The organism is Chamaesiphon sp. GL140_3_metabinner_50, from assembly GCF_025361915.1.
GTDB lineage: Bacteria > Cyanobacteriota > Cyanobacteriia > Cyanobacteriales > Chamaesiphonaceae > Chamaesiphon.
Genome location: NZ_JANYJC010000351.1, coordinates 1 through 12030, shown reverse-complemented (window position 1 = coordinate 12030; position 12030 = coordinate 1). Strand labels below are relative to the sequence as shown.

At 45.8% G+C, this 12030-nt stretch carries 13 protein-coding genes and 1 pseudogene; 4 read left to right on the top strand and 10 right to left on the bottom strand.

Annotated features, from left to right (window positions below):
- The 4 genes and pseudogenes from Q0R35_RS17260 to Q0R35_RS17245 all read right to left on the bottom strand — a co-directional run.
- Positions 1–212, bottom strand: a pseudogene (locus Q0R35_RS17260) (hypothetical protein); the annotation flags it as partial.
- 79 nt (positions 213–291) lie between these two features.
- A complete protein-coding gene (locus tag Q0R35_RS17255; RefSeq protein WP_295621296.1) occupies positions 292–918 on the bottom strand; it encodes a hypothetical protein in 627 nt (208 codons plus the stop codon).
- A gap of 1 nt (position 919) precedes the next feature.
- Positions 920–1249: a hypothetical protein gene (locus tag Q0R35_RS17250; protein WP_295621293.1), complete on the bottom strand. Its 330-nt coding sequence runs from the start codon at positions 1247–1249 to the stop codon at positions 920–922.
- 140 nt (positions 1250–1389) lie between these two features.
- Positions 1390–2085 (bottom strand): hypothetical protein, encoded by a 696-nt coding sequence (locus tag Q0R35_RS17245; protein ID WP_295621290.1) that lies wholly within the window; start codon positions 2083–2085, stop codon positions 1390–1392.
- A gap of 624 nt (positions 2086–2709) precedes the next feature.
- Here Q0R35_RS17245 and Q0R35_RS17240 point away from each other — a divergent pair.
- Positions 2710–3366: a hypothetical protein gene (locus Q0R35_RS17240; RefSeq protein ID WP_295621287.1), complete on the top strand. Its 657-nt coding sequence runs from the start codon at positions 2710–2712 to the stop codon at positions 3364–3366.
- Here Q0R35_RS17240 and Q0R35_RS17235 read toward each other — a convergent pair.
- Positions 3338–5833 carry a hypothetical protein gene (locus Q0R35_RS17235; RefSeq protein ID WP_295621284.1) on the bottom strand — a complete coding sequence of 832 codons (2496 nt, stop codon included), beginning with the start codon at positions 5831–5833 and terminating at the stop codon, positions 3338–3340. The two genes, Q0R35_RS17240 and Q0R35_RS17235, sit on opposite strands and share 29 nt — an antisense overlap.
- 566 nt (positions 5834–6399) lie before the next feature.
- On the opposite strand from Q0R35_RS17235, the gene Q0R35_RS17230 reads away from it, so the two are divergent.
- Positions 6400–6726, top strand: a complete 327-nt coding sequence (locus Q0R35_RS17230) for a hypothetical protein (protein WP_295621281.1) — start codon at positions 6400–6402, stop codon at positions 6724–6726.
- 63 nt (positions 6727–6789) lie between these two features.
- On the opposite strand, the gene tnpC is transcribed toward Q0R35_RS17230, so the two are convergent.
- Positions 6790–7146: a Tn3 family transposase post-transcriptional regulator TnpC gene (gene tnpC, locus Q0R35_RS17225; RefSeq protein ID WP_295621278.1), complete on the bottom strand. Its 357-nt coding sequence runs from the start codon at positions 7144–7146 to the stop codon at positions 6790–6792.
- Between the two features lie 183 nt (positions 7147–7329).
- On the opposite strand from tnpC, the gene Q0R35_RS17220 reads away from it, so the two are divergent.
- Entirely contained in the window at positions 7330–7545 is a 216-nt protein-coding gene (locus Q0R35_RS17220; protein WP_295621275.1) for a hypothetical protein, read from the top strand.
- 136 nt (positions 7546–7681) lie between these two features.
- Positions 7682–8806 (top strand): tetratricopeptide repeat protein, encoded by a 1125-nt coding sequence (locus Q0R35_RS17215; protein WP_295621272.1) that lies wholly within the window; start codon positions 7682–7684, stop codon positions 8804–8806.
- Positions 8807–8824: 18 nt separating this feature from the next.
- On the opposite strand, the gene Q0R35_RS17210 is transcribed toward Q0R35_RS17215, so the two are convergent.
- The 4 genes from Q0R35_RS17210 to Q0R35_RS17195 all read right to left on the bottom strand — a co-directional run bounded on the left by Q0R35_RS17210 (position 8825) and on the right by Q0R35_RS17195 (position 11994).
- Complete coding sequence (locus Q0R35_RS17210; RefSeq protein WP_295621269.1) at positions 8825–9637, bottom strand: tetratricopeptide repeat protein; 813 nt, start codon at positions 9635–9637, stop codon at positions 8825–8827.
- A 100-nt stretch (positions 9638–9737) separates the two neighbouring features.
- The gene (locus Q0R35_RS17205; protein ID WP_295621266.1) at positions 9738–10595 is read right to left on the bottom strand and encodes a tyrosine-type recombinase/integrase; all 858 of its coding nucleotides are present in this window, start codon (positions 10593–10595) and stop codon (positions 9738–9740) included.
- The gene (locus tag Q0R35_RS17200; RefSeq protein WP_295621263.1) at positions 10559–10753 is read right to left on the bottom strand and encodes a hypothetical protein; all 195 of its coding nucleotides are present in this window, start codon (positions 10751–10753) and stop codon (positions 10559–10561) included. The genes Q0R35_RS17205 and Q0R35_RS17200 overlap by 37 nt, the downstream gene beginning before the upstream one ends.
- A gap of 281 nt (positions 10754–11034) precedes the next feature.
- Entirely contained in the window at positions 11035–11994 is a 960-nt protein-coding gene (locus Q0R35_RS17195; RefSeq protein ID WP_295621299.1) for a tyrosine-type recombinase/integrase, read from the bottom strand.
- Positions 11995–12030 lie beyond the last annotated feature (36 nt).

Sequence of the window (12030 nt, the reverse complement as noted above, 5' to 3'; positions counted from 1 at the left end):
CGAATAGTCAGGATCAGCCAAGTCATATCGACGACGATGACGGCAAAAACGAATACATCCCAGCCCAACTCAAACATCGATCGGACAAAGAATAAAACTGTGTCCATAACGATCGCGACCGCAAAGACATCTGCCGAAATTCCGGCGATCCCTGGCTTTCGCGCCAGCATTCGATTGACCTGAATCGGTTCTTCGTCATAAATATCGGGCATTTTGATTACTCAATCCATATAGACAGAAATTCCTCTTCCTCGCGAGAACGGAGCAACGCGCGCACCAGGCGTGTGTCGTTTACGCCATGATTTTAGCGACAATGGTATCGACAAAGCCGACGATCGCGAGGAAAACAGCAGGAGGGATCACGACTTCGCTCCATTCAGCCCGTTCTCGAAATTTTTCGATCGAGGCAAGCCCAATGAGTACAAACGCGAGCAAAAATGCGGCTTTGATCAGGATGACGATTTTGCCCCCTGTCGTACTAATTAGCGTCGCAAAGGCTGGATCGGCAACGCTGGTCGTGTTGTCCATGATGGCGATCAACGCCCCAGCTCCTTTGTTATCCAAAATTAAGGCATTGGCTGGAGTCGTAAAGAACAGTAGCGAACAGATCGCACCGAGCGAGCCAACACCGAGTAAGATTAATTGCCGCTGCTTGCCAGAAACGCGAATTCGCTCAAATCCGCTCCAGGTTTTGGCGCAAAATTCATTGGCATACAGGCAGTAAACGCCGATAATTGAAACCCAAATTGCAGCCCCGAACACCGATTCGATTCCGAATTTAAACATCCAATTAGCTCCGACACTAATCGTGGCAAGAGACAGCCAAAATTCAACCGAACGTGCATAAATGGCTCGTTCGATGCAATTGGATTGTTTGCGTGGTTTATAGGTAGTTAAACTATTAATTTGGGAAGGCATTTTAGCTATTTTTCTTAGGTAAAGTTTGAGAGGCAAGCATACCGATCGCCACTAGAAAAGCAATTTTAATCGTAGTCAGATCGATCGAGAGCGAGGCTGGAACTAGTGCAGTAGATTTGGGGGTGAGGAGCGAGATCTCAAGCTGTTGCAACCATCGCTCGATCGCTATTGCCAGATCGATATTCACTGTATGAATAACCGCATAGATCGAGCCGAACACAAGCGATCCAGCCAAAGACCAGACAATAATTGGGATTGAGAAGTTAGTGGTAAACAAACAGCATATTTTATCTAATAACGCCCACAAGCCGCGATTTATATTTACTGACATATAGTGAGAACACTCCGCTAGAAACTCGGCTAAACTCAGCTAGTTCTCGCCTTAAAATTTTAGTTACAATTAACTCGATCGAAATCTGTATCAAGGCTAACAGTCAGATTCGATCGGTGATATTCGCCAAATGGCGTTAATTATTTTAAATAAACCGTACAAACCTGCTTATTTGCTGAATTTTCTGGTAATTTAGCTAATTCAGCTCGATTCAGTTTTCGACAATTAGTTTTGAGTTGGGGATTTTGGTAGGCAATTTGGGCGGCTAATTTACCCTCACTGGTATCGATCCAGGCTAGATTATTCCCCACACTGCGGACAGACTGGATCTGCCAACCAACCATCCCCATCGTGGCAACAGCGGCCGCGACAGTCGTGTAGAGCAACCCATGTGCCAGTGGCTTCGAGCTATCCGAACGATCGAGCAGATCGAGTTTGGCTAAGTATTGTAGCTGTTCGAGCTGTTCGAGCTGTTGTAACCCTGCTAATCGTTCATTCACATCTTGCATTTGTCGCTGCAAGGCACGAACAGATCCTTGGAGTGCGGCATTTGCATCTAGGAGCGGACGACTGACGAGATCGAATTCGGTGGCGAGGGTTTTTCCGGCAAGAGCTAAGGACGTAGATACCGATCTGGGGATTGCTTCATGGAGTGTATTGAGTTTATCCACGATCCCCATCATCTCCACCATTGGATCGTCAGGGTTGAGGTGATATTCAACTAGTTGGGAATAATCGATATTAGTTCCGAGTACGCGGCGTAATTCATAGTCGATGGGCGTTTCCAGTTCCGGTTCGCTGGGGGTAATTGGTGGAGTGAAGGTTGTTGGAGCCATAGCAATCTGCGATCGATAATCCCAAGATACTCATAGGGATCGCGATTTGCAGTGGGTGATTCGGCTGATTCTCTGATTCCAATCGCTCAACTTAGATGTTAAATTGGGTTCTTAGGAGATCGATTGCTGGCACAGCGGCACATGAGCCGTTCGGGTGGAGATCGTTGTGTGCGAAACATCTATCCATTCATTGCCGCTGCAAAACCAGATTTAGTTTTGCAGCGACAAACTTTTACCCCCGCACCGAACAGATCGGGTTTTTGTCTAAATTTATGGATCGAAAAATAAACAAGTCATCGAAAGAATGAAAAAGATTAGCGACAAGGCCAGTCGAGTTATTTTAAATACTTTGTTTTGGCTTGTGACAATTTTATGGTTATTATTGGCGGCGATAATTTTCATTACTTGTAAATCTTCAATTAATTGCTCTATCTGCTTATTATTGGCACTTGGCACAGTTCCATTAGTGCAAATAAATTATTGGTTGCGATTAGCAATTATTGCATTTGGAATTAGCTGGAGCGAGAATGTTATAGCGACATTGCAATTCTGCCATTAATTTAAATGGTGAGTTGGAATAAGAAGCATTAAAATAGAGTAATTCAGAAATGGAGGTTCAAGTTCATGGGCAAACGAACTAGCGCGGTTGAGGACAAGTCAGGAGCGGCACAGCAATCTCCACCCCAATCGAATGCGGCTAAACGTTCGCAGGCGAAGAAAAATCCCCTACCGCAAAAAATCTCTAAAAAAGCGCAAGAATCAGCCCAACTAGATATCGGGCAACGAATCTATCGAGCGATGGGTTCGGTTATTGGCAATATTAAAATTGGCAACGTCGATCCTGCCTCCGAACTTAAATCGGAACGCAAATTCCACCTATCGATCGAAGTTAATTTAGATCTCACCACCGGGCAATTTGAGTTTGTTGAAATGGCAGTCGAGCCAGTTCGTAAAAATGCTAAAACTACTCCAGACAAACCACCTAAAAAAAGTAAAAAAGCTCCCCAGAAATTCAAGCTCAATCCACCTAAACTATCGACAAGTAGATCTAATACACATAATGACGAAGTTGCCGATCGAACCAGAGAACGCATCATCGCGATCTTAGACAGTATCGAAGAGCTTCCAATCCAAATGGTCGATCGGATCGAATTAATTCAGTCTAGATCGCTGGAAATGTTCGGCTCTAAAATTTCCAATAATACTCTATATAAATCGGCGTATAAACCGTTGTGGCAAAAGACCGATTCGGTTAAGTCGGAAACAGATCTTCCTCGCTGAATCGATGAATTTTACCGAGATCGTCCTCGATCGCGTATGGCTCGTTAGTGTACTTGTAGATCCGCTTAATTCGTCCGACCAGCCCCGTAACTGCCCGAACCACGTCTTCGATCCCAAAAGATTTCTGAGGCACCTTCGCGGCGGTTTTAGCCGCTACTGCATTGTCAATCCGTTCGACTTCCCACTCGCCAGAGGTAAGTGCGAAGGATGAAACATTGAATAATTGATGTTCGGGCGATCGCACCACCCAGTTCGAGCCGTTGCATCCGATGACTTCACAATGCTCGATCGCTTCAGCATATTTACCTTGGCGGAGATCGATTCGATTGCGCCGCAGTATCGTACCAATCTCAACAATCGTCTCGGTTGCCAATACAACTGGTTCCAGCTTGCCATTCGTCGCGGGATTAGCCACAAAATCATCTGGCAAGGCAACAGCAACTGACTCTACTTCACTTTGAGCCTTGAGCGCGTTAATGACCGCTTGCTCCCGATTGGTGAAGGTACTCCACAAATCTTGTTTCCAGGCGGGTGAAAGACCTCCAGCCAGATCTTCCACCTCCGCCCAAGATTTCGCATCCAGTAACCGACTACCTAGTTCTAGCAACTGTTCGATCGATTCGATCGAGGGATGATGCAGCAGTTCCAGCAACAAGCGATCGTCTGGTTGAAGGTGACAAGCACGGATCTCATGGGCAATCTCCACTGTAGACCGATAAGTTTCATTTATGTTATCTGGCAGATTTTTCGCGGCGGCTGGAGTATAAGCTATACTTATATCAGATGAAGCTTCTAAGCAAGAAAGTTCAGGCTCTGAGTTAGATAGAACTTCAATATCTAACTCAGATAAAGACTGTTCTGACTCGAATCGTAAGACTTCAGATCGTGGTTCAGACTGAATTAGATCGGGTGAAGATTTTACGAGTAAGTTTGATTCTAAATTTAATGATTCATCTGTAGTTAGATTAATTTCCTCGCTCTCAGAGAATATAGTCTGCTCAGTAAGATGGCTAGGGCTAAAAGCTTCATATGTCAAAACTGTATGCGAAACTTCAGCATCAAAGAGGGTTGCAACAGTCAAACAAGAAGACTCTTCCTCAATACTTAATGCGACACAAGCATTGTCTAGACTAGGTTCTGTAGATTTCATACTAATTGGGGAATTAGCCAGTGTAACTATTGTATTTTTGTCATTCCATAAGGATAAGTAGTTTTTCTTGTACAATGTATTATTAGAAATTTTGGAACCAAACAGTTCTTGGTATTTCGCTTGAATTACAGCGATTCGTTCGAGAATTAGGCATGGTAACGTGCCAATTGCCTTGACTACACCCTGTAACTGCTCGAAGGTTAGATCGGCAAGTTTTTGGTTGTGCTCGTTAGGTTTGCGCCCTTTCTGCTGGAGATGTTTGATTAATTTATGGACGGAAATTCCCTTCCGTGGCGGAAATCCACAGTATTTCACATAGTATTCACTGTCAAGGGTACCATCGACCCAAGCCCAGATCCGTTTGTCGATCTCATGTCGATGTCTACAGTATTCTTTGTAACCTCTGGTCGTCAAGACATTTGCATATATCCAATCGAATAATTTTTGTTTATCATCTAAGCCCATAAATACGATGCCATAGGCAACGAATAGGGGGAGGATGATGTTTGTCTGATGATATCCAGTCCAGCCTGCCATCATGCTCAATTCAAGGTTCTCCTTCCATTCTTGAGCGACTTCACTCAGCCCAGATTGTGGATGCTGATATTTATCAATTTTCTGCGTATAGAGGGTGTACGTCCAGTCGAGTTTTGCTTCGATCTGCTCGATATACGCGCTGTGAGCTTGGGCGGATTTCTCAGCTTCGCGCAGAAACATCAATACCTGACCTTCATTGGTTAAACTTTCGAGGTTCATAATGGGATCTCCCCATGCGTCTACCATTAAGGAGCCACTTGCTGGCTGGACTGGTAATCGGTGCGCTCGATAGTTGCTATATTCACCTGGGGTGTTAGTATGGGCTTTAGGGTTGGGGAAAAGCTCCAGATCTCCAGGCTTAGGCACGAATCCAGCATTAATCAGAGTAACATGCATTAATGTGGCAACGTTAAATGTTTTGAGCGGACGAGGGAAGAAAAAGTAAACGTGCAAACCACCGCTGTTGGAACTGCGGACGAATACTGGATACACTAAGCCGATCCGATTGAGCGCGTCGAGTAGTTTCTGGAAAGCTTGACGGTTGTTAGCTGGGTGGTATGGGCTATCGATATCGATGTCGAGCATGGCATACCGCGTCTGGGTACCAAAACTTACGCCCAGTAGGAAAAGTAGACTTCCGTAATACTTAATAAATCCGCCAGTGTTGAGCGGATACTTACCGATCGTTACCCAGTTGGGGGTATCGATGTTATCGGCTCTGATGAATCTATGTCCGAGATAAAATAGCTTTGATAATTCGCTGTAGAGTTCGAGTTTCATTTTTCCTAGTTGTAGTGGCTTACAACTAGGGCATCTAACAAGATTAATACTTCTTTGTTCCGACGAGCGGCAACAGATATTAGTTTATCGGGCTAGTGTTTAAGTCTAATCTGAACCGATTGAAGTTGGATAGATGATGTTGAAGTATGGAAGAAATTAGGAGGTTCGATCGACCAATCTTGTCAATACATAATTACCGTCCGTGGTAATCTCAGACAACATCTAAACTACAGATTCGGGAGTTTTCAGAAAACTCACTTAAAACACTGGCAAATTTAAAAAATCCATGATAAGCTGATACCATACTGGCTTCAAGATTCTGTCGGAGAAAACATTCGTCTTGGAGAAGTAGATGGTAAGAGTATTGCAAAGAAGTACCACATCAAAGCCTGGGACATCCGTTCCGGGCTTTGGTTGTTGTGCCCTAGTAAATGGGGAGTATTTGACAGATTCGATCTGACATACTTAAATTAAAAATTGTACTTTGTCCATAATACCCCAAAAACTTGTTTTCGATCGACACTCGATCGGATTTATGATAGAGTTTTGTTGAGTATCGAACCACCATGACGGAAGCAGCATCCCAAGCCAAGCTATTCAAAAAAGAAATTACGCTCAAGTTTGACGGGTCGATGCCGGAAGCAGAGCCACTACCGGATAAAAAGGTTCGGGTTAAACTCACAGATGAAAGTGGGACTGTTTTCAGCGCAGTTTTGAATGCCAAGAGCTTGAGAAAAGCAGCAGCCACAGCAGCAGAACTAGAGCATTGGATCGGGGCGATCTCTGGGCAACTCCAAAAAGGCGCGGACGGATGGGAAATAGAGATCGCGGGAATTCAGGTCTTCGAGCAAAAGCTCAAACCCGCCAAAGACGAGATTCAATTAGATCGATAGAGTTCGTAGTTTCCGGTGTCTTGAGAGTGGGACGCTCCTGGTGCACTGGTGCTGGAGAGTACATCAATCGTCATCTTCATCATCAGGAACGAGTTCACCTAGTTTAGCTATCAGGTTAGCAATTTCAATCAACTTGGTGGCAAATTCATCTATTTCCAACTCTAGATCTTGAGCGACTTCCCAAATGCACCTTCCTCTGGGCGCATTAATGGTTGAATCGCCATTAATAATCGTGTGAGCCATCGAATGAAGATCGAGCAAATCCTGTCTGATTCCATCCGGCTCACAAATTCGGTAACGGATCTCATCAATGGTATCCACAGCCACCAGAATTTTTGTGGTGTCGAAGTTCTGTTGTAGCTCCTCTAGTTTCTTGCTGTCGAGAGTCCCGTAGTTTGTGTCGCAATTTTTTTTATTCATTGCTAAAAATATTTGTTGTCAAAGCCTGTTCTAGTAACGGTTTTAATTTTACTTTTACTTTTTGGTGCGTTGGGCTTTTTAACCATTTTACAACGATCGCACAATCCAGGGCTGGGGTGGCGTTAAACAAAGTGACTCTCGCGTCAGGAAAACGTGTTTGAAGAATCGCAATAGCCGATCCGATTGCAGGTAGCAATCGAAGAGAAGATCGATGCACTCTGTCAACAGGAGAGCATCACGGCAGAAACTTTACTAGAGGCTCTGTTTACAATCGCCCAGGAGCAAGATACATTGACAAACGTGGTGAGTCGAGAGCAAGAGCAATTACGAGTGCGAAAAGAAATGGGAAATCTCAAAAGCCGCATTACCCAACTAGGGAATTTGCTCAAACACGATTGATAATTTAATCTTCGAGCGGTCGTGATTTAAGCTAATTTACCCAAGGCGGTTTAAATTGGTGCGTGGCATGATAGCGATCGATAGACAGTGCTATCGATCGTGAGTTTTGGGTAATTAGTGGAGAAGTTAGTCGATTGTGAAAAATATCAGGATTCAAACCTGTAGCATGGGAATTGCGGCAATTATTAGCATTGGGCAACTAGCGGGCATTTTCGCCACAGCACCAGCAATCGCGGCTGATGGAGATCTATCTTGGCGCGATCGCAACCAAGCGCAAGCCGAGGTCGGCAGATTAGATCGAGAAATTACCGCCAATCCTAACGCTCCAAATAACTACAACGAGCGAGCGATGCTTAAAGATAAGCTAGGCGACCGCCAAGGAGCCTTAGCCGACTACAATCGGGCGATCGATCTCGAACCTAATTTCACGACGGCTTATCTCCACCGAGGTTTGTTTAGGGAAAATCGGCTGAATTTCCCGTTGGGCGCATTTTTAGATTACAACCGAGCGGTCGAACTCGATCCTACCTACGTTAAGGCATACCTCAATCGCGGCAGTCTTCGTTGCCGCAAAATGAATGACGCATACATCGGCATAGGAGATTTACGCCAAGCCGCACGACTCGCTAGGGAGCAGCATAAAACCGAGCTATATCGATTGGCAAACAGCGAATCGAGCAGATGCGAAGCTACCAGAAATACGCCACTCATCGCCGTAAAACCATCAGCGTCGAAGAGCGTTCCGCCAGTCGCTCGTCAACAACCTGAGCTACCAAAGCCAGTAGCAAGCACTGAACCTGTGGAACCCAACCAACCAGCCCTCAAGCTAGCGAGTAACCAGAGATCGTCGATCGCGACTCCTGTTGCCAGAGAGACTAGGGTTGTGGGAGTGGTTGCCCCAAATGTAACAAAATCTAGAATTGCAGCTCCACCAACGCCAATTGTAGCTACCGTCGCACCAAATAGTCAGTTCAAGCAAAGAGCAATCGCTGCTTACAAGCGGGGCGGAGATCGGTTCAAAGACAATAAGAAGGCAGCGATCGCCGAATACAGCACTGCCATCTCTTTCGACACGAACTACGCCGATGCCTACTTCAATCGGGGCTTGGCACGAAAGCTAACTGGCAACAAAGCTGGGGCAATTGCCGATTTGATTACCGCTGCAAATATCTATCGACAACAACAGCAACAGTCTCATAGTGATGAAGCCATGTTACTAGTTCGCGAACTCAAAGGTTACAAACCGCGCCCAAAAAACTAGTTTTTTGGGCGTGATAGTTCAAAGCTCGTCGGCAATATTAGGGTCGAGATCGATCGCCCGATCCAGATCGAAATTTGCCCCTCGAACGTCATCGAGCAGATTGCGTTTGAGCAGACTCCGTGCAAAATAAGCAGCAGCTAAATTGGGAGCGAGGGAGATCGCTCTGTCATAGTCAACCAATGCCCCCAACCGATCTGCAAGTTCCTGATGCTTGAGCGTACCGCGATTATAATAAGCTTCAGATAAGGTAGGAGCTAGCTCGATGGCACGGTCGTAGTCAACCAGGGCACCTGAAATATCCATCAATTTGACATTCTTTAACAGTCCGCGACAGTTATAAGCCGGAGCAAAGTTAGGATCGACGCAGATCGCTAGATCGTAATCTGCTAGAGCGTATTCAACATCATCAAGTCTGTCATATTTAATCAAACCGCGAGTGGTGTACGTCGAAGCATCGCGAGGGTTGAGGAGGATCGATAGATTGAGATCGGCTAAGGCTCCAGGAATGTCACCTAATTGCTGATACCTAAGCAAACCGCGATTGGCATAAGCAACGGCATAATCGGGGTCATACCTAACGGCTGAGTCGAAATCTGCCAGCGCACCCTGGATGTCACCCAAGGAGGCATACTTGAACGAACCGCGATAGTTATAGGATCTGGCATAACTAGGATCGAGTCGCACAGCGCAGTCATAAGCAGCTAAGGCACTGGGATAATTTCCACTTTGGGATTGATGATTGCCGATCGTAATATAGCTATCTGGGGTGATAACATCATTGTCTCGTTTTGACGATTTTCCTTTGGAAACGCGATGCGAACGCTCTGACATAATTTTGAGGTTTAAGTAGTTCACTTATATCATAAATTCCGCGAGGGTGTTGACGATCCGATCATTTCCTCGCTCCGATTGCTGTGGATGCGCTCGACCTCTATTCGGGATTGAGATTGATTCCCAATTTCAAAGCTGGATTATTCGTCCACCTGTCGCCAATGTGCGTGTAGATTGCCGTTGTCTTGGGATCGGCATGACCCAATAAATCCTGCACCTGGCGCAAAGATGCCCCATTTTGAATCGCCAACGTCCCCGCTGTATGCCGCAGAGAGTGCGCGGATAAAGTCCGCCCATCCCCATGTTTGAGGTTTAGTTCGGTCAGATAGCTATCGACAACGAATCTAATCCCCCGTCTCGACAAGCGGCGATCTTCCCTGTCTGGGTCGATGTGATGGCGCGGATGGTGAAGATTGATAAATAACGGCGTAACAGCGGTAGTACTAAATTTAGCCTGCCTCCTGGCGAGTAGATAGCGGTCTAGTAAATCCACCAAGTCGGGAATCAGCGGTACGACTCGTTGTTGTCGCTTACTCATCACGGTAATCCCCACACCCGTAGGAGAGCGAACGATATCGCCCACATTTGCCCGATAAACTTCCATCGATCTTACCCCCTCCAATGTCATCAATCCCAACAAGAAGCGGTCGCGGAGGACTTTGATTGGGGTTGATTTAGTCAGTGGAGCTTGGAGAAAGGTCTGGGCCTCACTAGCAGTCAAATAAGTAATCGAGTCAGCCGGATCGCCGCGTCGCTTGGGTGCTTTTACTCCCCAGACAGGGTTTTGAGAGAGTAGCCCATATTCCATCGCTGCATCGTACATCCGACTGATGGTCACGAGTTTAAGGGAAATAGTGGCGGGTTTATATTTTTGCTGGACGAGATGATGACGGTAGATTTTAATCGCATCCCGCGTCACAGTTAGGGGTTGGAGTTGATTGGCTTCACACCAGAGCAAGTACTGTTTGCTTCACACCAATAGGTGCGAATGGTTTCGGCACTAGCACCACCGGAAGCCACATCAAATTGGAGGAAGTTGGTAAATACCCTAATTAATTCATTGGCATCGAGGACGAAAGTGGTGGTGGTAGTGATTGAAGTATTGGGTCGATCCATAGCTGCACGCCGTGAAATTTGGGAATAGTTTGGCGATCGATCATCTGAGTAATTTAGAATATTTCATACTCGACATCTTTCGCTGAAAAATCTTCACTGTTGCGGGGCTTCTTTAAATATACCGCTAAGGTGTATTAGCGGTATATAGTTTTCCTGAAATTTGTGCCACATAATAGTTAGAGCCGATTCTCAAATTTCGAGGTTTCCGATCGAAAAGCCAACAGATCCACACCGATTTGAGGGGGTGGAAAAGTAAGATAATATTCAGGAGCGGGGTAAATCTAAATTAGATCGGCTAGTGTATTAGTAGCCTGAGCTTGATATTTATGGCGATTGTCATCGTAGCAATTTAGAGTATTAAGATTAGCGTGACGACTCAATCCTTGAGCCGCTCGAATGTTCCCATTACTGGCATCAAGATATGCCGTAATCGCACTATGTCTAATCCGATGAGGAGAGACTATCTTATCGATTCCGGCTGCTTCGCTAAACTCTCGCACTAGGCGATAAATAGTGCTACCGTCAAGTCGATGCCCCTTACTGCGCCTATCTAGACTGGTAAAGAGAGGATCGGACGATCGATAGTTGTCTCTAGCCACCAGCCATTGTGAGATCGCGATTGTGGTTGCTGGCGATAGATCGACCTGGCTTTTTTGGATTTTTCCCTTCCCCAAAATCGATAATCGTCCCGATTTGTCGAAATCGCCCACATCCAGGCTACAGATTTCATTCCGGCGCAAGGCATTATCCCAGAGCAATCGCAAGATGGCATAATCTCTGATCCCTTTGATGGTGCTGCGGTCTGGAATTTGGAGCATTTCTCTAAACCCAGCTACCGCAATCCCTGTGGTATCGCTATAGCTCTCGACTTTCAAGCAAGTGACATCAGCAAGATTGAAGCTGCACTGCTCTACTTGACGGGCATAGTCTACAAAAGATTTGAGAGCTGACAGCCTGACGTTAATCGTGCTGGGGGCTAATTTAGCATCGATGAGTAGTTGTCGGTAGTGTAGAACTTGATAGACGGCTTCTGACTGTTGTAGAGAGAGAAACTGACTCAAAAGCCGCTCTGATACTTCGCGATCGTAGGTACGGCGGCAGAAATCGGCGATCGCTTTGCTATAGTTTCGCTTGGTATTGGCAGAAATTTTCAGTCGCAGAAAGTCAGCAAGAAGATCCGAAGAACGAGTGACTTCAGGCGCGTTGGGTAATGGAATGGGTTTGGATACTGGCGATTGCATGGAATTAATAGGCAAGCGAGAGAGCGACTTTACTTG

Coding starts and splice junctions, on each gene's coding strand:
- Q0R35_RS17255 (WP_295621296.1), bottom strand. CDS start 918: ATGCCTTCCCAAATTAATAGTTTAACTACCTATAAACCACGCAAACAA.
- Q0R35_RS17250 (WP_295621293.1), bottom strand. CDS start 1,249: ATGTCAGTAAATATAAATCGCGGCTTGTGGGCGTTATTAGATAAAATA.
- Q0R35_RS17245 (WP_295621290.1), bottom strand. CDS start 2,085: ATGGCTCCAACAACCTTCACTCCACCAATTACCCCCAGCGAACCGGAA.
- Q0R35_RS17240 (WP_295621287.1), top strand. CDS start 2,710: ATGGGCAAACGAACTAGCGCGGTTGAGGACAAGTCAGGAGCGGCACAG.
- Q0R35_RS17235 (WP_295621284.1), bottom strand. CDS start 5,833: ATGAAACTCGAACTCTACAGCGAATTATCAAAGCTATTTTATCTCGGA.
- Q0R35_RS17230 (WP_295621281.1), top strand. CDS start 6,400: ATGACGGAAGCAGCATCCCAAGCCAAGCTATTCAAAAAAGAAATTACG.
- tnpC (WP_295621278.1), bottom strand. CDS start 7,146: ATGAATAAAAAAAATTGCGACACAAACTACGGGACTCTCGACAGCAAG.
- Q0R35_RS17210 (WP_295621269.1), bottom strand. CDS start 9,637: ATGTCAGAGCGTTCGCATCGCGTTTCCAAAGGAAAATCGTCAAAACGA.
- Q0R35_RS17200 (WP_295621263.1), bottom strand. CDS start 10,753: ATGGATCGACCCAATACTTCAATCACTACCACCACCACTTTCGTCCTC.
- Q0R35_RS17195 (WP_295621299.1), bottom strand. CDS start 11,994: ATGCAATCGCCAGTATCCAAACCCATTCCATTACCCAACGCGCCTGAA.